Origin of the sequence: Vibrio sp. (genome assembly GCF_050299255.1) — a bacterium.
Classification (GTDB): domain Bacteria; phylum Pseudomonadota; class Gammaproteobacteria; order Enterobacterales; family Vibrionaceae; genus Vibrio.
The window spans coordinates 32,913-52,214 of the sequence record NZ_JBNKVP010000008.1 but is presented as its reverse complement, the minus strand read 5'-3'; the positions used below and the strand labels follow the sequence as shown (position 1 = coordinate 52,214).

The following is a 19,302-nucleotide window of genomic DNA, read 5'->3' as shown; positions in this document are numbered from 1 at the left end:
AGGTGATCAAACTTTACAGTACAGAAGGGTGCCACTTGTGTGAGATGGCCCAGGCACTGTTACAAAGCGCCAACGTGGAACAGCAGATCGAAGTGGTCGACATCGCCTTTGATGATGAGCTGTTTGAGCGTTACGGCGTCACGATACCAGTACTTAACTTCCAAGGGGCTGAGCTAAACTGGCCCTTTGACCTGCAACAATTACAACAATGGTTAGACGATAATGGCATTACTTACCATTCATAACGGCCAACTGGCATTTGGCGATCATCCACTGCTCGATAAAGCAGACTTTGCTTTGCAAGAAAATGAACGGGTCTGTTTGGTCGGTCGAAACGGGGCGGGTAAATCCACCCTGATGAAAGTTCTCGCCGGAGAAGTGCAGCTCGATGATGGCAAAATCCAGGTCATGCAGGATGTGGTGGTGTCGCGCCTCGAGCAAGATCCACCGCGTAATGAAGCCGGCACTGTACTGGATTACGTTGCAGAAGGCCTCGCCGAAGCGGGTGAGCAGCTTAAGATCTATCAAGATCAGTTGGATCTTGTCGCAAAAGACCCAAGTGAAAGCAATATCAATCGCTTGGCCAAAGTTCAGGAACAGTTAGAGCACAGTGGTGCGTGGCGTTTTGAAGACAGAATCAAAAACGTTTTGACGGCGTTACAACTGGATCCGCATACGTTACTGACCGACCTGTCCGGGGGCTGGCAACGCAAAGCGGCTCTTGCCCGGGCGCTAGTATGCGATCCTGATGTCCTGCTGCTTGATGAGCCAACCAACCACCTGGATGTAACTACGATCGAATGGCTGGAAACGTTTCTGAAAGATTTTCGTGGTTCGATCGTGTTTGTTTCGCACGATCGTGCGTTTATACAGTCGATGGCAACCCGTATTGTCGATCTGGACAGGGGCAAACTGGCATCTTTTCCCGGCAATTACCAAAATTACCTGACCGAAAAAGAAGAGCAGCTCCGTGTAGAGGAGATGCAGAATGCAGAGTTTGACAAAAAACTCGCTCAGGAAGAGGTTTGGATTCGTCAGGGCATCAAAGCGCGTCGTACTCGTAATGAAGGCCGCGTTCGAGCACTGAAAAAGTTGCGTGAAGAACGCCAGAATCGCCGCGAAGTGCAGGGCAAAGTGAACTTACAGATAGACGATGCAGCAAGATCCGGCAAGATCGTCTTTGAAGCGGAAAATCTTAATTTCGCCTTTGAAGGCAAAAAGATCATTTCAGATTTCAGCTTTACCATTCAACGTGGTGACCGGATCGCCCTGATCGGGCCTAACGGCTGCGGTAAAAGTACACTGCTCAAGCTGCTTCTGGACGATCTTAAGCCAGATTCCGGTCATATCCACTGTGGTACTAAGCTGGAAGTCGCGTATTTTGACCAGTATCGGGAGATATTGGACCCAGAGAAGACGGTTATCGACAACCTGGCTGATGGTAAACAGGAAGTGATGGTCGGCGGTAAACCACGCCACGCACTAAGTTACCTGCAAGACTTTTTGTTCGCGCCCAAGCGTGCCAGAACACCGGTACAAGCGCTTTCCGGCGGTGAGACAAACCGTGTGTTGCTGGCGCGTATTTTTCTAAGACCCAACAATTTGCTGGTTCTCGATGAACCGACCAACGATTTAGATATTGAAACTTTGGAACTTTTGGAAGATTTGCTTGCCAATTATCAAGGTACTTTGTTGTTGGTCAGCCACGATCGTCAATTTGTCGACAATACGGTAACTACCAGCTGGATCTTTGAAGGCGAAGGTAAAATCGAAGAGTTTGTCGGCGGCTATCATGATGCTCAGCAGCAACGTTCTCAGGTTAAAGCGTCCAGATTGGCTGAAAAACCAGCAGTTAAAGCCCAGCCGGTTGAGGAAAGTCCCAAAACTCAGCCAGTTAAGGCTAAAGCGAAAAAGTTATCCTATAAACTTCAGCGGGAATTGGAAGCTTTACCAGCTTTATTAGAACAATTAGAGTCAGAGATAGAAGATCTGCAGCAACAAGTTAATCATCCGGACTTTTTTAGTCAGTCGGTTGACACCACGCAGCCTATCTTGGACCAGTTATCTGCCAAGGAGCAGGAACTTGAAACTGCATTTGAGCGTTGGGAAGAGCTCGAAGCAATGCAACAGGAAAGCTAATTCATAATGAATTCTAAGACATACAAACTATCGTTAGTCGCAATCTCTATTATGGCGGCCAGCCAGGCCAATGCGGCTCTGTATGACATATATGAAATTGCAGTACCCGGTGAGATCACCGAATTTGCAGAAGTGCGTAGCGCCGCGATTCAACAAGAAGACGACGCTCAGAGCTGTTTTAGCCGTAGCTGTGATAACACTACCTATAAAGCCGCCGCAGAGACATACAACTGGAGTCCGGGTTTCGGCTATCGTGAAGAAGTTCCATATGCAATGGATAACCGCTTCCGTTACATCGTCAGCCGTCGTGACTTTGAACAGTATTGTATCGACCAATTGCGTTATTCGACCTGTTTAACCTGGTCAGAAGTGGAGTGGAACGGCTATTCACGTGAACGCGCGGGCAACTACGGCAATGCATTCTCTTTTGTTGAAAACGGCGATGTCTATGCCAACTACAACGCTGTGATCAACAGTATTGATAGCGACGGCGCTGCGATCGGTAATCAGCGAGTAGATGCAACGGTTCGCAATGAAGCATTTGTCGGAGCTTCTCCGTTGGTATATCCAACCAATGCAGCCCAGACCAGGGCCTGGAAAAAGAACGGCAATCTGGTTATCGGCAGTGTCTCGTTTTTTGAAGCTAATGACCGCAATAGCGAAAGCAACAAAACCTTCTACTCGCAGCCGGCAATCTGGGACGTTACCTCCCCGAATGATCCGGTTAGGTTATCTTTTGGATCTGGCGGATCCACCAAATCGAACGAGTTGTTAGGTCAGGGAAGCTTGCGGGATATTCTGGACGACGGCACCAATATCTATGCAGTCGGCTACAACACCTATAGCCGCCAGCGTATGGATGCCACGATTTTCTCTGTCGCATCGGCTGACTGGGACAATCCATCGTCCTGGCAAAGCAAACAGGTAGCCGATGCAACCAGTGGCGACAATTATCGTTTCTCCAACTCGGTCGTGACCGCAGTAAACCGCAACTACAAAGCGATCGGAAACGCGAAGCTGGCTGGCGATAAACCATCAAATGGTGCCGCGTCAAACTTACTGTTCTATATCGACGATATTCGTAATCCGCGTGCAACTTACTTTAGTGGTGGGATCTTCTTTGAAGGGGCTGGCGGTAAAGCAGGTGCCATCAACAACCATAACGAAATCGTTGGCCAGGTTGATGCCGAACAGATCCGTGAAGTCCGGGGCAAACAGCGTCGTAAACGCGGCTTCATCTATCCACTTGATAGTAACAGCAATGCCATATTCCAGGGGAAATCCTGGTTACTGGATGATCTGACCAATGATGGCAGCGCAAGTTCGGTAAACAACCAGTACCGTATTATCGATGCTACCGACATCAACGATGCAGGTGTAATCTCTGCAACGGCGATTAAGTGTGAAGGCGGCTATGATACTACGGCTCACAACTCTTTCTGTGGCCAGGGCAGTAAGCAAGAATCTATTGTCGCGATCAAACTGGTACCTAAATCCGCTGATACTTCGATCATCACACGCGGTGTGGACCAAGGATCTAAGGTGGAACGTAAGGGCGGTAGTCTGGGTTGGTTAGGACTTGGCTTGCTGGCGTTGATTGGGTTCCGTAGAAAATAGGTTAAATTTTATTCTAGGGCACTGCTTCACATTTTTGTGGCAGTGCTTTTTTTTGTGCTTGAGAATGACTCAGATTTGATCGATCCTTAATAACGGAGTCACAAAAACTCCATCAAATGTTAATAGTAGTACGTTAAGAAACACCCAATGTATGAGGACGACACTATGAAGAGACAAAAGCGTGACCGCCTGGAACGAGCTCAATCTCAAGGCTACAAAGCCGGATTGAATGGGCGTTCTCCTGAAGCTTGCCCTTATCAGCAAATGGATGCCCGGTCTTATTGGCTCGGCGGTTGGCGTGATGCCAGAGATGACAAACAAAATGGTCTCTATAAATAAATCTTTCTCCACATACAGAATAAGGAATGATAAGCCCCGTCACGGGGCTTTTCTTTTGCCGCAAATCTGGCGGGTTGGGTGGTCCATCAGGCAGAGTAAGTTTAACGTCTAGGGTTTTAGAAAAGATTTGTTACTTAAAATCCAGATACAAAAAAGCGGCCACAAGTGCCGCTTTTGTCAGTTCAACGTTATGAGAACTAAATTAGAATGCAGAAGTATCCTGGAACAGACCTACTTTCAAATCTTTCGCGACGTAAATTTCTTTTCCGTCAACCAGTACACGACCATCTGCCAGACCCATAACCAGTTTACGGTTCACAACGCGTTTCATGTGAATTTCGTAGGTAACTTTTTTCGCAGTTGGCAGGATTTGGCCTGTGAATTTCACCTCACCAACACCCAACGCGCGGCCTTTACCTTTACCGCCAACCCAGCCCAGGAAGAAGCCTACCAGCTGCCACATGGCATCAAGGCCCAAACAGCCAGGCATTACAGGGTCGCCAGGGAAATGGCAGTCAAAGAACCATAGATCAGGAGTAATATCTAACTCAGCTAAGATCAAACCTTTACCGAAATCGCCTTCAGTCTCAGACATTTTGGTAATTCTGTCCATCATCAGCATGTTTGGTGCTGGCAATTGAGGGTAACCCGGTCCGAACAGTTCACCTTGGCTAGACGCTAGAAGATCTTCGCGGTTATAAGATTCACGTTTGTTTTGCATTATCAATCACTCCAATTTTTGATAGGGGCATGTTAGTGAACACGTGTACGCTTAACAACTCCGATCAGTGCGATAAAAACCAGTTTTTGATGCGTTGCACAATTCCCTGTGAGTGGTCTTGTCTTTCATAATTTTCAATGCGTTGAGCAATCATACTCACGACACTGGATTCGTCATCACCACGGAACGGTTTACCCATAATAAGTGGGATTGCTTCATCCACATGTGATACCGACCAAATATGAAATTCCTCACGAGCAATACTATCGAGTACGTCTTGGTGCAGTGCCAGATTTCTTAAGTTCGATTCAGGTAAAATTACCCCCTGATTGCCTGTCAGCCCCTGATGTTTACAAACATGGTAGAACCCTTCAATCTTTTCATTGAGACCGCCAACGGCCTGGACCCGACCAAATTGGTCCACAGCGCCGGTCACCGCGATCTGTTGATTGATCGGGTATTCAGACAGCGCACTGACAAACGAGCAGAGTTCGGCTAGCGAAGCACTGTCACCATCTACCTCGCAATAAGATTGCTCAAACACCACAGAAGCGGAATAAGGTAACGGTTCCTCTAACTTTAGCGCACTGGAAACAAATGCCTGCATGATCATCATGCCTTTCGCGTGCAGGTTGCCACCAAGTTCTGCTTTCCGCTCTACATCGGAAATGTCGCCATCACCGAAGTGAATCACGCAGGAAATACGCGCAGGTTCACCATAGGATACCGGATGGCCAGGGACATCAATCACCGTTAAGCCATTAACCTGGCCGACGCGTTCACCGCTAGTCTCAATGATTACGTGACCGTCTAGGATGTCTGAAGCGACACGCTCTGGCAGATAAGACTCACGGGTATATTTGTGCTCGATAGCGCGTTCAATATCGGCCACATCAAGCTGCTGGCCATTACAATCCAGTGATGCTTCTTCGAACAGGGTCAAGTACCACATGATATCTAACGGCTGATAGCGTTGATCTTCGGTAAAACGCGCGCCTGCAACCAGAATACGCTTAACCGCGTCTGCGGTCAGTGAAGGGAACTGGTACTGCTGACAAATCCAGTTTAAAAAGCCAAGCAGGGTAACGATGCTGTCTGGATTGATTGATATCTCAGTTTCCAGTTCTGAGTACAGGCTCAGGCCGCCGTAGATGTCGTCATCGAGATAATCCACGTCAGCTAACTGATTTCGATCGCCCATGATGATCAGTTTGATATCAAAGCGCTGCTCTGATGTCTGACTTAAGGCTTTCTGCTTCGATAATTTTACCGCAGCGACTGGCTCACCAAGCATAGCTGCTTTCAGTACCGGCCAGACATGGGGATTGGCTAACAATAGATTGGCCGAGACAATCAGGTAACCGCCGTTGGCTTTTTCAAGCAGGCCAGGGGAATGCTGGATGACTTTGCCCTGATCGACTTCTTCACTGCCTAGAATATCCTTCATATCAAAAGATTCAGTCGCAACGACAGGCGCATCTGAAACTATGGAAGCAAGTTGTGTGGCAATCATTTTGCGATACAGTGAATTGTCAGGAGAGTTCACTAACAAAATTCGCGCGATACGTTGCATGCGAACGAATTGGTTCACAGCATCTAGAAATCGTGGTTGAGTTTGGCAATAGGTGACAGGTTCAATTTCAGCCAGTGTCTCAATGGTTGAATTTAGATTGTCGTATTGAGGGGTGACGGTACGCCAGGTTTCTTGCTTCATTAATAAAGAACGTTCTAAGTAAATTAGCGCCAGTATATAGAAAATACCCCAGCGGATATAGTCGGATTATTGTCGCGATTTTGAACAGCAAACATTGCTAAAGTCTAAAGCTTGAGTTACGCTGTCACCGTAACTGTGTGGAGTGGCTTCTCGATGAAATATCAACAACTTGAAAACTTAGAATGTGGTTGGAAATGGAATTATCTGGTCAAAAAATGGAAAGAAGGAGAGTCGATTACTCGCCATATTGATTCGAGTGAAGCAGAAGCAGCAGTTAAACAGTTGCTGGCACTTGAGCACAAACCTACTGAAGTGCTGGAGTGGATAGATAACAACATGGCTCTGGAATTGGATATCAAGCTAAAGCAAGCCATTCGGGCCAAACGTAAAAGACACTTCAACGCAGAACAGATTCATACTAAGAAGAAATCGATCGACTTAGACTATCGCGTTTGGGAAAAACTTTCGCATCAAGCTAATCAACTTGGCTGTACCTTATCTGATGCGATCGAATACTTGCTCTCTGAAGCCTCCAGAAGTGAAAAAGCAAGCAAAGCGGTTAGTAGTCTGAAAGAAGATCTGAGCAAGTTATTGTCTGACTAATCGGAGTATTAATGCCATGTTATACGTAATTTTGGTAGCAGCAGCGGTTATCTTTTGGCTTGTAGTTATCGACCGACCCGTGTTGAAGGTTAGCTTCAAATCGGGTGCAATCATCAAATCAAAGGGACATTTCCCACCCAAATTCAGACACAATGTCACTGAGATAGGCGAAATTGTGCCGTTCGACGGTGACATGAAAGTCTATCAGCAGCGCAGTGGTATGAAATTGGTGTTCTCAGATCAGGTACCAAAAAAGGTCCAGCAACGCATTCGTAATGTGTTTCCACATCAAGGCTTCAAATCGACCAGCGCGACTAAAAAAGCGCGTTAACCTTACCTTATCGTAACGGAAAGCCAGTGTAATGCACTGGCTTTTTTTGTGTATGAGCCCCTTATCCGTATGGCATTCAAAATTTATAATGCATGCCGATTCATAAGCATTTCCTGTGCTACGCTTTTTATATGTAGAGTTGAATACAGAGACAGATCTTTGCTGGTAACAAAGAAAAAATATACCAAAGAAGCAACAGCGTTAGCGGCCAAAATAACCAAGATGACGTTGGATCGTCACGCGAAGTGGTTGATAAATAGAAAATACATAATTGATCAGTCGGATGTGGACAACACCTTAAGCCGCCAAACCGAGTTTTGTGAAAGCGTAATTGTCTGTGAAGAAGAGCGGGTTTCGAGTAATCAACGTATTCTGCTTAAGTGCGAAACAGACAGAGTCGAAGAAAAACTGCGTAAATTGCAAGACAGGCAAAAGCTTCATCAAACCGTAATGGAAGCGGTTGTTCAACGTTGCCGAAGCCGAATGGAGCAGCTACTGACAGAAATGGACGCTCAACGTCTCTTTAACCGCTTTCCTGATTACACTCATTTTTTGCAAATAGCTTATTCATCTTCATTAACGTTTTCAAAACTAGAGACATTGATTACGTTAGACAATCAACTCAAAAACAATTTGCTGGAACTGGTCAACAACCCGGCTTTCTGCCAACGTACGGGGAAGAGTGTGCGCAATATCGTTGATCCCAAAATGGCATTAAGTTCGTTGGGTATAGATAATTGTCAGCTGCTGTTTCCGATACTAATGGCCAAGCCTTTACTCAAGTGGGATGATCCAATCACCAAGCAAATCGCCCCGAAACTTTGGCAGCATTTGATACTAACCGCCAATGTTTGCCGCATTCGGCTGATGGAATCGCAAGTGGACCATCCGGAGCAAGGTATAGTCCTGGGCGTTGTCAGAGCACTGGGTTATTTTGCCATCGTTAATAACTTTACACAGATATTCGATGACGCACTTAAGGAGATCATGCAAGAGTATAGAAACAAGAATTTGCGTGAAAATTATTATGCCTGTGCGGAAATTGCGCCCTCTATTGATATATTACCCGGGGCGATAATTACCTTGGAGAAACAAGTAACTAAGAATATTGTTGAATCGATTGAGTGGACGGATAGTAATCGGCACCTGGAACAAGCGTTACATGATGACTTAAACAGCCAGGACATGTCAAAACGCAGTGAATTTGGTATCGCACTGGCTCAAGCACAGGCATATTCCGTTTTCGACACAATGCAAAGAAGCAATGCGTTTGAAGAGAAACACGCCCAATACTGGTTTGCAAATGTGCTTATGCCTTTGGATTCCATTAAGAAAATCAGGCTGCAGCACCCTGGTAAACTCATGCTCAACTAGCCATCATGACATCAGAGACTAGAAAAGTAGGGCATCGATTATTTTCCGGTTGACACTGTGATTACCTCTAAGTATTGCTTTACAGTTTCAGATTCTAAGTAAGGTAACGAACCTTCATACCGAACGTTGGTTACGCCAAATTTTGCCATGTCACTAATGCTGTAAGTCCAGCCATTTTTCTGGCTTTGCTCTAGTTGCTCTATGGTTGCAGGGCGCAAACCATGTACCGCCAGCTCGATATCAACACCGATTTCCTTAAAAAACTGCTGCTCATCACGCGACGTACTTTCAAATCGTGATATCTCGCTTTTTATTATTTCTTCGATTGCTTCACTATCTTCAGCTATGCCAGTGTCTATAATGGCTTGCCGCAAATCTTGCTCTAACAGTTGCCTGGACGATATACCAGCGTCTTGCGCCAGTACTTCATACTGAACCTCGGCACCGTGCCAACCGACGAAAGCGTCTTCTGCAATAACTTTGTTTTTGGCAGCCGGGAAAATATAGTTTGCGCAAGAAGAAAAACAGCCACCGATCACCTTAACATCCACGTTATTATTATGTACCCAACGGCCGATTTTTCGCGCAGAATCTGTTTCTCCGCCACCGGAGTTAATCACCAGCTTCGTCACAGCCGGTTTAGCATTCGATACCATATCAAGCAAGTTGCTGGCACTCGCATCACTAATGTTTCCGTTGTAATAAACAACATTATTAGCCAATCGAATCTCTGCCGGATCCGTTAAAGATATGGGGATTATTGCAGCCGCTGACGTCAAACTGAACATGGTGCCGATAACCGTTATCAGCATCTGGCTGCTTATCTTATAAGTTCCAACAACATTTCGCATAAAAAGTACCCTTTAACAACGTTGAGTTTAAACCATCATAAAAGATGGCCGACAACGGTGGTGTACGTAATTGTCTGATTCTGTATAGAAAAACCGCTGCTAAAACAGAATACGGTGCTTAGATTGACGATCTCCAATAATTTCATCTATCGGTTATAACGATGGAATCCAACTACTATGTAACGGTTAATGTGATAACTTAGTACCATAGATTTTCAAAAGGAGTTCGTTATGAGAACAACATCAGATCGCATTCGCCACGCCATTGGTTTTGAAGTTATAGGGCTGATCTTGCTAGTTTTTGGACTCAATCAACTTGGATTTGACATGGGCCATGTTGGCGCCGTCGGCGTATTTTTCTCTGTTGTCGCGACCGTATGGAACTTTTACTATACCAAATGGTTCGATTCTGTAATGCCGAAGCTATTCAAAACAACAGTGAAAACATCATTGCACCGGGTGTTGCAAAGTATTGGCTTTGAAGCCGGGCTACTTATACTGACTATTCCAGTTCTCGCCTGGGTACTGAATGTAGGCCTATGGCAAGCGTTTCTGCTGGATCTGGGAATGGTGATATTTTATCTGGTCTATTCGTACTTCTATAACTGGGCATATGATTCAATCTACCCAGTAGCAACAGTACAGGCTAAGTAATCAAAACAACAATTAGTAACACCTTTTATACAGAGCAAAAGCCACCAATAATAGGTGGCTTTTGTTGTTTTTCGGAGAACACTCAATCAAACTACGAACCATCTCAACCGATAGAACTTACTCAGAGCCAGGCAACCATCATTGAAAAATGACAAAGGAACTCACTGGTGAAGTAGGGAATTCAGCCGTTCATTCGCTCGTTGATGCAACAACATCTGTTGTATCGAGCGATTTGAAGAGAATGTGATCCTGTAACATTTTGTGCCATTGTATTCGATTGCTATGTAGGCGAACTGAGCAAAAATAAAACTTAGCGAGAGTCTCAGTCAATATTCGGCCGTCTTGGCGACAATGAAGCTACGAAATTTGGTTAGTATACGGAATGCGTTGTGAGTGTAGAAAACGCCGCAACCAGAGATATACATTTGGTAAAGCGCTTAAACGAAAACAGCCAGATTCAAATAGCTCGCGTAAATTTTCTTGAGTAAATGATGGCGAAAAACCTTAATTCAATTACCTAAAGCAGGAAAATCTTAATACAAGTAACCATCAGTTCATAACGCACAGAAAATAGCGTGTAATCAGCTTTAAATAACTAGATGCGCTTGAGTAAGATTGAGTCGCTGTTAGTACCACGCTGACCGCAATGAAAATCCAGCGATTAAGGCGCATTGGGAAGCGATTGCAAAAAAGTTTAACGGGCTTGGATTGACTGGAATGACAATGGCTTACGGGGCTGTAGCGTTGATGGCAACCACACCCAAACAAGCCCTAGCTCAGTGCGCATTATGTATGATGAATTATGTTAAATGAAGGATTTTATCTAAGGTAGTTAAGCCGCGTTAAGGCTGTCCTGCCGCTAATAACCTCAGTCTATTCAACATAACTGGATTTACCATAAAATACCTAATAACTACATTTATAACTGACGTTCAAAATGCAGTTATTAGCCTAAACAACTTGGTATTGGCTTTTGGATTCGTTGATTAGTGCTGTTGGTTAGCTTTGGCTAATAACGATATTGAACGTAAAAAAACGGGAACCTTAATGGCTCCCGTTTTTACTAACAGCTGTTTTTACCTTGGAATTGAGCTAATGGTACAAATTGCGGAAACGCCTGGCACATTCGCTAAGCAGTCCACTTCAATCAAATTTGTACTGAGTATTATCGGTGTTGCTTTGCTTTCACCGCCAACCGTTTGGGTTCCGACTACTGTCACAGTCAGATTTAAAGTTCCGTCTGCATTTGCGGACAACAAACTCAGATCTTCCTGTAGCCTATACGCAACTTCAGAATCATCTAATGGCCGGGTTGTACCATCGGTGAACTCGCCAATAGCAGTAATATCAGCTGCCGTATCACCCAAAGCGATAATGTAAGTATCAGCCGATACCACACTTAAAAGGCCAGAACCAGGTTCGGCATGTAATGTAATCGCCATTAGCTCAGCTGCAGTAACATTCACCGTTACTGGCGAACTATCTACACCTTCGTAACGTGCACTCGCTGTCGTGGTTCCTTCATTAACACCGGTTAATTCTCCTGCATTATCAACTGTTGCGATACTAGTGTTCCCGGTACTCCAGCTCGCTAGTGACGTGACATCCTGCGTACTACTGTCTGTAAATGTCGCTGTTGCTGTCAGTTGTACAGCTGCTCCTTTCGCTACATCAATAGGTGACGGCGTAACACTTACATCAGTTACCGTTGCATTAGTTACCGTTAACACTTCAATATTGGATTCAATGCCAGAAAATGTTGCCTTGATATTGGAGGTTCCGGTAGCAACCGATTCAGCCAAACCACTAGAGTTAATGGTCGCCACAGAAGAATTGCTACTTGTCCAGCTTGCCTGGGTTGTAACATCTTGATTAGTAGCATCACTAAAAGTTGCTATTGCGGTAAACGGCTGGTTCGTACCATTAGCAATTGATGGACTCGCCGGTGTGATCAACACACTATTTACTGTGGCAGCCGTTACGGTTAAGTCAGCATCATTCGACGTTTTGCTCTGGTAACTGGCAGTGATAACCGAGCTACCCTGCCCTTGTCCCGTCGCGGTACCGCCGGACTCAATGGTAGCAACACCAGTATCACTACTTGCCCAACTCGCTTGATTAGTTATATCCGTGGTGGTTCCATCTGTGTAGATGGCGGTAGCAGTAAAGTCTTGCGTCGTACCGAGCGCAATAGAAGCATTTGTTGGCGTTACGAGAATACTACTAACTGTTGCAGTGGTGACAGTTAAGTTAGCATCTGATGACTTAACTGCGCCGTAAGTGGCATTAATTACCGCACTACCAATATCTTCTGCATGAGCATTGCCGGCGCTGATCGTTGCTACCGTTTCATCGTCACTAGACCAACTCGCAATGGTCGTCACATCCTGGGTGGTATTGTCACTGTAATGCGCCGTGGCGGTAAAGCTGGTATTCGTACCTTTAGCAATACTGACTGAAGCCGGACTTACGGTAACTTCTGTCACAGTTGCGTTGGTCACCGACAGAGCGGCATTGTTAGACACTTTTGTCTGATATGTCGCGGTGATATTGGTACTGCCCACATCTAAAGCATCAGCAAGACCTGATGGCGAAACCGTTGCTACCGACTGATTACTACTACTCCAACTTGCCAACGAGGTAACGTCCTGACTGGATCCATCGGTATAATTCGCGGTGGCGGTCAACTGCTTGGTATTGCCTTTGGCAACACTGCTGCTCGCTGGTGCCAGTTGCACAGAAACTACCTGTGCATCTGTTACCGTCAGCGAAGCCGCATTAGATGGTGTTCCATCGTACGTTGCTCTGATGGAGGTGTTGCCAGTATCTTCACCGGTCACTAACCCACTGGTTGAAATCGTGGCTACCGTATCATTGCTGCTTGTCCAGCTTGCCTGATTGGTGATGTCCTGGCTGGTACCATCACTAAAGTACGCGGTTGCTACGAAATTTACTGTTGTACCTTTCGCGATGCTACTGCTACCTGGCGTAACCTGCACGCTGGAGAGTGTCGCGGTCGTTACCGTTAAACTGGCGTTATTGGAGTTTTCCCCCATAAAGCTGGCGCTGATAGTCACGGTCCCTTCAGCTAAGCCCTGTGCCTGACCGGAATTACTGATTGATGCAATGTCAGAGTCTGAACTGTACCAGGTCACCTGACTGGTCACATTTTGGTTACTCCCATCAGAATAGATTGCTACTGCGGTATACGCCTGACCGGTTCCTTTGGCAATGGCTGCCGTACTCGGGCTGACCTGTAAATCTGTGATGGTCGCAGCCGTCACATTCATCGTTGCCCCGTTAGATGACACTCCACCAAACACCGCTGTGATTGTGCTGCTGCCTTCTGCCAGTGCGCTCGCTTCCCCATTACCGTCTATGGTGGCAACCGATTTGTTGGTACTGTTCCAGCTGACCTGATCTGTCACATCCTGAGTTGTCCCATCGGAAAACGTTGCCACGGCGGTAAACTGCGCAGTGGTCCCATTCGCGACACTGGCGGTTCCCGGAGTCACCTGGACGCTACTGACGGATGCCGCTGTAACGGTCAAGGTCCCGTTATTGGAAGTCTGGCCCTGGAACTGTGCTGTAATAACGGTACTGCCCATCGCCAGACTGCTGGCCAGCCCTTTTTCTATGGTCGCGACCGATTTGTTACTGCTGTCCCAGGTTGCCTGGCTGGTGACATCCTGACTGGTACCGTCACTGAAAACCGCGACCGCTTTAAGAGCTTTTGTAGTACCTTTGGCCACAGTAGCACTCCCGGGAGTTAACTGCAGGTCATCAACGGTTGCGCTGGTAACCGTCACCACAACACCAGTGGAAGACTGCCCCAGATAAGTGGCGATTATATCTGCCGTACCCTGTCCTTCTGCGGTTACCGTACCACCACCGCCAATAGTCGCAACATTGGGATCAGTACTCGACCAGCTAACCTGGTCGGTGACATCCTGGCTGGTACCATCACTAAAAGTAGCCGTGGCAGTCAAGGAGCCGGACGTACCTTTTGCTAATGTCATACTGCCCGGTGATACCTGAATTGATGTTAGTGTCGCAGCGCTTACATTCACGCTGGCAGAATTGGAAGTCACTCCCTGATAGCTCGCGGTTACGGTAGTTGAACCGGTACCGTTTGCTTGTAGATTGCCTTGGGTATCGACAGTAACGATACCAGTGTCATTACTTTGCCAATTTGCCTGCGAACTGATGTCCTGACTGCTATTGTCGCTGTATATTGCGGTCGCAGTTAAGGTGCGGCTAGTACCGTTTGCCAGGTTGACACTTCCAGGCGAGACCTGAATTTCATTAAGGGTCGCCGCCGTTACTGTCATCGCCGCACTGTTTGAAACAGTCCCCTGGAATGTCGCCGAAATGTTGGCACTGCCAGCTTTAAGTGCGGTCGCCTTACCTTGCTGATCTAATGATGCGACAGTGCTGTCACTGTTTTGCCAGCCCGCTTGGTTGCTAACATCGAGACTGCTACCATCACTATATATGGCTATGGCTTTGAACGGCTGCTGAGTCCCTACCGCAACACGTGCACTTCCTGGAGTAACCTGCAAACTAGATACCGTGGCGGCGTTAACGACTACGTTAGCAATATTGGACGCTTGACCAGAAAATGTTGCGGTAATGAGGGCGTTACCAACACTGGCAGCTGTAACCAGACCAGCGTTACTCACATCAGCAATTTGTGGTGCGGTCGAGGTCCACGTAGAATCTGCGCTAACGTCGCGACTGGTTCCGTCATCAAAAGTTGCAATTGCTAGTAAAGGTCGGCTTGCATTGATCGCTAAGCTTAGATTTGCTGGCGTGATCTGGACCGTCATGACCGTTGCCTCACGAACTGAAACCTCTACCGGCGATGATGTCACTCCCATGAAACTCGCTTGAAGCTGACTGTTCCCGGTAGCAAGCGCCGCAGCCAGCCCATTGTCGTCTATGCTGGAGACAGTTTCATTGCTACTTTGCCAATCTGCTTGAGAGGTGATCTCTTTTGAACTCCCGTCGGATAAATAGGCAATCGCGATAAACGGTTGAGTTGTCCCAACAATTAGATTCGCACTGCCTGGAGAGACTGAAATGCTAACTACAGTTGCGGCCGTCGTAACCAGATTGGCCATATTACTTGGCATGCCACTGTAACTGGCCGTGATTTGTGCTTCACCGACTGTTGAAGCGATAAAGTGACCAGCTGTTTCAGTAACCTCTATTCCGTCACCCTGAAACGCCCAGCCTGCAGCATCTGTAACATCTTTGTAGCTGCCATCGCTGTACATCGCGGTCACCTTGTACTCCTGGCTCATCCCTTGTGTAACAGTAGAACTGCTGGGTAACAGTAGTAACTGGGTCAAACTAATATCAGATACCCCCACGTTGGCAGGTTCGCTACTGATACCATCTAAGCTCGCAACAATCTCTGCAGAACCGGCAGCTTCGCCGGTTACTATGCCCTGTTCATTGACACTAACACTGGTGACATTGTTGGACTGCCATTCAGCCTGGCTAGTTACATCTTGTTGTTTGCCGTTGGTAAAGGTTACCGTGGCTTTTAAAGCAACTTTTTCCTGTAGAGCTAACTGGCTTTGTGACGGCGTCACTGATATCGACTGTACAACACCTTCAAAATCGCCAGGCTTACCTTGTGCAGGAAAACCGGAATCCTCGCCACACCCGGTTAGCAGGCCAAGTGACAGTACTGAGCAAAGACCATATTTGAAAAATTGACTAATCATGGCGTTACCTCCATGTCGAAGGATGGTGAAACCAACTTGACTCTGCGGTTCATTGCGCGGTTTTCAGCAGAATCGTTGGAAACCAATGGTTTTGATTCACCAAACGCTTGTACCGAAATACGTTCAGAATCTATTCCTTGCTCAGCAAAATACGACTTAACCGAATCCCCCCGCCTTTCTGATAGTTTCTGGTTGTAGCTATCGCTACCTTTGCTATCGGTATGACTTTCGATCACCAAAGCGGCTGACGGGTAGTGACTCAGTCGCTCCAGCATTGGCTGTAAACGCTCGGCCATGGCGGGCATCAATTCGGCTGAATCAAATTTGAAGTATACGGTGGAGTCGCTGCCGCCTAATTCCAATGAATACTCTTTTACTGTGATGATTTCTGCAAGTTGAGGCACTGTTGCGACTGCGACAGGCATAAGTTCTGGAACCGGTTGCTGTTGCCGACTGATAGGTTCAGCTGATCGCCCAAATCGCCAGTGAAGGCCTAGAGAAAGAGTATGTAAGGTGGCGCCGCCGGTATCCGTTCCCCCTACGAGCGGGGTAAAACGATATTTAGCGGAGGCAATCCAATCAGAACTGAGGTCGTATTCCCAACCTAATGCCAGAGTTGGAGAAACACCTGTATCTTTGCGAGAAAGTGGCTGGCCGTACTCTGCTCCTTCATCTTTTGTACGCCATGCCATGGCTCCGAGGCTGAGCGCAATACTATGTCTGTCAGCAACTTTGAACAAATATCCGCCGGACAAATCCAGCGAATGTAGGCTGCCCTCGTAGGGAGAAACTTGCTGCGGATTCTGTAAAGCCGGGTAATCCGCGTGATAGCGGCCTAGATAGTGGTAACCGGCTTCCAGATAGTAGGGCAAATTGAATTGGTACCGATATAGCGCGGATATGCCCGGTGATGTTTTGTCACAATTCAGATGATGAGGCTGACAGGCATCATCGGCATAAGTCCAGTCTGCCTCTATCCCTATCCGTTGCGTACTGGCAATACTAAAAGATGGGTAGATTAACGAACTGACGAGAAGCGAATTGGCAATACTAGTGGTGCATTTAATTATTTTTTTGGTAACCATCGAAAGTTCCCTTATTCCGATACGGTATACCATTAAAGCTAGATCTAATTTTTGAGAATGCCATAATATATGATGCGGTAAAGCGTTGCTTGCGATCACATATTTGAACTGAATTGTATGAAATTAAAATTAATTACTCTTTTGGTTTAGAACCCTTACTTTAAATAAGTTTAATTTTTACAATAAATGAACCTATATTTTGTGTGTGAATATTCCATATCAAGTTATCTTCCAGGTTTGAATAAAATTAACTTATAAGGTTTTCTTGAAATGTTTTTTGTTGTGTTCTATGTGTAAATGATAGATTGGTTAATATAGAGGTTTTGTATGGATATCCGGATCTAAATTTAACTTAAGCAGACACTATTTATTCGTATCAGTATCAGGATGTGATGGCTTACCGTTGATTATCTGCTCAGACACCACTTGTTCTATCGCATCTCGCAGTTTCTCTAACCTGACTGGTTTGGCAATAAAGCCCTGCATTCCGGCTGTCTGACAGAGTTGTTTATCTGTATCCATTGCGTGTGCGGTAAGCGCTATTATAGGGGTTAAGATATTGAATTTTCTAATCTCTTTTGTCGCCGTAATGCCGTCCATAATTGGCATCGAAATATCCATAAGTACAATATCGATGCCAGTGAGGTGGTTATTCTCAGCAAATTTGACGGCTTCAAATCCATTTTCCAGAATAGTGACATTGTAACCGAGTCGTTCCAGCAATAATTTAATGACCATCTGATTAGATTTAGTATCTTCAACCAGTAACACATTTAGTCGCGGGTATGAGGTATTTTGATTGTCATCCGTTTTGGCTGGTTTTTTGGTCGAATCTGGCAAACTACTGGTAGGAATACTGACCGAAAATATCGATCCCCTACCCGGTTTACTGGCTACTGTTATTTCACCATTCATTAAATCAACCAAATGTTTCGTGATCGCAAGGCCAAGACCTGTGCCACCAAATTGTCGAGTTACTGTATTATCGACTTGTTGAAAAGGCTTGAACAATAATTTTAACTGTTCTTCGCTAATTCCAATACCGGTATCAGAAACCTTTATTTCTAACTGGCTATTATTGAATTCTATTGTGAGTTGAACCTCGCCTCCTTGAGTAAACTTGACAGCATTCCCCAATAAATTAAAAACAATTTGCGAGAAACGCGTTGGATCAAGCCAATAAAAGTGGTGTTCGAGTACGCGAGATTCAAATCTGAAATCGAGTCTTCGGGCCAGACACAATTTGGAGAAATGCTCGACAGTTGGCTTGAGTACCGTATCTAAGTTCACCCACTGATGATCCAGTTTGAAATGGCCTGACTCGACTTTGGTCAGATCGAGGATGTCGTTAATCAAGACCAATAAAAGTTCAGCCGAGGATGCCATCTGCTCCAACACCGGTCGGTTTTTGCTGCTGGTTTGTTCATCGCTTTTCATGACATCGATGTAACCAAGAATAGTATTCAGCGGTGTCCGCAATTCGTGACTCATCATCGCGAGAAACTGTGATTTTGCTTGGTTGGCTTCTTCCGCTTTCTGCTGTGCCTGCTGTAATTGGTGAGTTTTGATCGAAACCAGTTTCTGCAATTCTGCTTTATGTTCGATATCGACTATCGCTCTTTCGATCAATGGCCGGAAGCGAGCCAGTGTATCTCTGGTACTCAGATCAAAACGACCGCGCTGGCGTGCCAATAGTAAGATTACAGACTGGGACGCCTGGGCATTAACCCCAGTAACGATAGCAGAGCGGATTTCATCTCTGACAAATGCATTCAGTGTATTGAATTCCGGAAGATTTTCCGGTTCAAACAACACAATACAATCTCCGTTCAGTACCCGTTCAAACTTGCTGTTGCACTGCCAACGATGATGCAAAAATACCTGGTTCGTGGTGAGATAGGTATCAAAATCTGAGCCGTTGTTATCGCGGGAAAGAACCAAAAAGTCATCAAACTGAATATAGCCGGCAAGAACCTTATTCAGCTCTTCAAATATCTGATGCTTATTGGTCGCGACAGAAATAGCAGAGATCGCGTCCAGGATAGAACGGTTCTCTCTGGCAAGTTGCTCTTCGCGCTGCTGGCTTCTTTTCAGCTCCAGCATCACTTCATTGAGATGTTCTTTTTGGTTGTCGTACAT

The 19,302-nt window shown here is 46.0% G+C and carries 14 protein-coding genes and 1 pseudogene; 9 read left to right on the top strand and 6 right to left on the bottom strand.

The window, feature by feature from the left end; translation table 11 throughout:
- Window positions 1-2 precede the first annotated feature (2 nt).
- The 4 genes from ACQY6F_RS04485 (at window position 3) to rmf (ending at window position 4,095) form a co-directional block, all read left to right on the top strand.
- Window positions 3-245 carry a glutaredoxin family protein gene (locus ACQY6F_RS04485; protein ID WP_428772504.1) on the top strand — a complete coding sequence of 81 codons (243 nt, stop codon included), beginning with the start codon at window positions 3-5 and terminating at the stop codon, window positions 243-245.
- Window positions 223-2,139, top strand: coding sequence for an ABC transporter ATP-binding protein (locus ACQY6F_RS04480; protein ID WP_428772503.1), 1,917 nt, complete (start codon window positions 223-225; stop codon window positions 2,137-2,139). The genes ACQY6F_RS04485 and ACQY6F_RS04480 overlap by 23 nt, the downstream gene beginning before the upstream one ends.
- Window positions 2,140-2,145: 6 nt before the next feature.
- Complete coding sequence (locus tag ACQY6F_RS04475; RefSeq protein ID WP_428772502.1) at window positions 2,146-3,756, top strand: DUF3466 family protein; 1,611 nt, start codon at window positions 2,146-2,148, stop codon at window positions 3,754-3,756.
- 165 nt (window positions 3,757-3,921) lie between these two features.
- Window positions 3,922-4,095, top strand: a complete 174-nt coding sequence (gene rmf, locus ACQY6F_RS04470; protein WP_428772500.1) for a ribosome modulation factor — start codon at window positions 3,922-3,924, stop codon at window positions 4,093-4,095.
- A 202-nt stretch (window positions 4,096-4,297) separates the two neighbouring features.
- Here the strand turns inward: rmf and fabA are convergent, their stop codons facing one another.
- Together fabA and ACQY6F_RS04460 are read right to left on the bottom strand one after the other, a co-directional pair.
- A complete protein-coding gene (gene fabA / locus ACQY6F_RS04465) occupies window positions 4,298-4,816 on the bottom strand; it encodes a bifunctional 3-hydroxydecanoyl-ACP dehydratase/trans-2-decenoyl-ACP isomerase (protein WP_038141483.1) in 519 nt (172 codons plus the stop codon).
- A gap of 64 nt (window positions 4,817-4,880) precedes the next feature.
- Window positions 4,881-6,530, bottom strand: coding sequence for an AAA family ATPase (locus ACQY6F_RS04460; RefSeq protein ID WP_428772498.1), 1,650 nt, complete (start codon window positions 6,528-6,530; stop codon window positions 4,881-4,883).
- 153 nt (window positions 6,531-6,683) lie between these two features.
- Here ACQY6F_RS04460 and matP point away from each other — a divergent pair, with 153 nt between their 5' ends.
- The 3 genes from matP to ACQY6F_RS04445 all read left to right on the top strand — a co-directional run bounded on the left by matP (window position 6,684) and on the right by ACQY6F_RS04445 (window position 8,838).
- Window positions 6,684-7,133, top strand: coding sequence for a macrodomain Ter protein MatP (matP, locus tag ACQY6F_RS04455; protein WP_428772497.1), 450 nt, complete (start codon window positions 6,684-6,686; stop codon window positions 7,131-7,133).
- A gap of 16 nt (window positions 7,134-7,149) precedes the next feature.
- A complete protein-coding gene (locus ACQY6F_RS04450) occupies window positions 7,150-7,464 on the top strand; it encodes a DUF3634 family protein (protein WP_428772495.1) in 315 nt (104 codons plus the stop codon).
- Window positions 7,465-7,623: 159 nt separating this feature from the next.
- A complete protein-coding gene (locus ACQY6F_RS04445; RefSeq protein WP_428772493.1) occupies window positions 7,624-8,838 on the top strand; it encodes an HDOD domain-containing protein in 1,215 nt (404 codons plus the stop codon).
- 38 nt (window positions 8,839-8,876) lie between these two features.
- Here the strand turns inward: ACQY6F_RS04445 and ACQY6F_RS04440 are convergent, their stop codons facing one another.
- The gene (locus tag ACQY6F_RS04440; protein WP_428772492.1) at window positions 8,877-9,689 is read right to left on the bottom strand and encodes a hypothetical protein; all 813 of its coding nucleotides are present in this window, start codon (window positions 9,687-9,689) and stop codon (window positions 8,877-8,879) included.
- 231 nt (window positions 9,690-9,920) lie between these two features.
- Here ACQY6F_RS04440 and ACQY6F_RS04435 point away from each other — a divergent pair, with 231 nt between their 5' ends.
- On the top strand, window positions 9,921-10,343 hold the full coding sequence (locus ACQY6F_RS04435) for a PACE efflux transporter (RefSeq protein ID WP_428772491.1): 423 nt from the start codon (window positions 9,921-9,923) through the stop codon (window positions 10,341-10,343).
- 645 nt (window positions 10,344-10,988) lie between these two features.
- Window positions 10,989-11,156: pseudogene (locus ACQY6F_RS04430) on the top strand (DUF3693 domain-containing protein); the annotation flags it as partial.
- Between the two features lie 263 nt (window positions 11,157-11,419).
- Here ACQY6F_RS04430 and ACQY6F_RS04425 read toward each other — a convergent pair.
- The 3 genes from ACQY6F_RS04425 to ACQY6F_RS04415 all read right to left on the bottom strand — a co-directional run bounded on the left by ACQY6F_RS04425 (window position 11,420) and on the right by ACQY6F_RS04415 (window position 19,302).
- Window positions 11,420-16,078 carry a beta strand repeat-containing protein gene (locus tag ACQY6F_RS04425; protein WP_428772489.1) on the bottom strand — a complete coding sequence of 1,553 codons (4,659 nt, stop codon included), beginning with the start codon at window positions 16,076-16,078 and terminating at the stop codon, window positions 11,420-11,422.
- Complete coding sequence (locus ACQY6F_RS04420; protein WP_428772487.1) at window positions 16,075-17,163, bottom strand: OmpA family protein; 1,089 nt, start codon at window positions 17,161-17,163, stop codon at window positions 16,075-16,077. The genes ACQY6F_RS04425 and ACQY6F_RS04420 overlap by 4 nt, the downstream gene beginning before the upstream one ends.
- 363 nt (window positions 17,164-17,526) lie before the next feature.
- Window positions 17,527-19,302 (bottom strand): ATP-binding protein, encoded by a 1,776-nt coding sequence (locus tag ACQY6F_RS04415; protein ID WP_428772486.1) that lies wholly within the window; start codon window positions 19,300-19,302, stop codon window positions 17,527-17,529.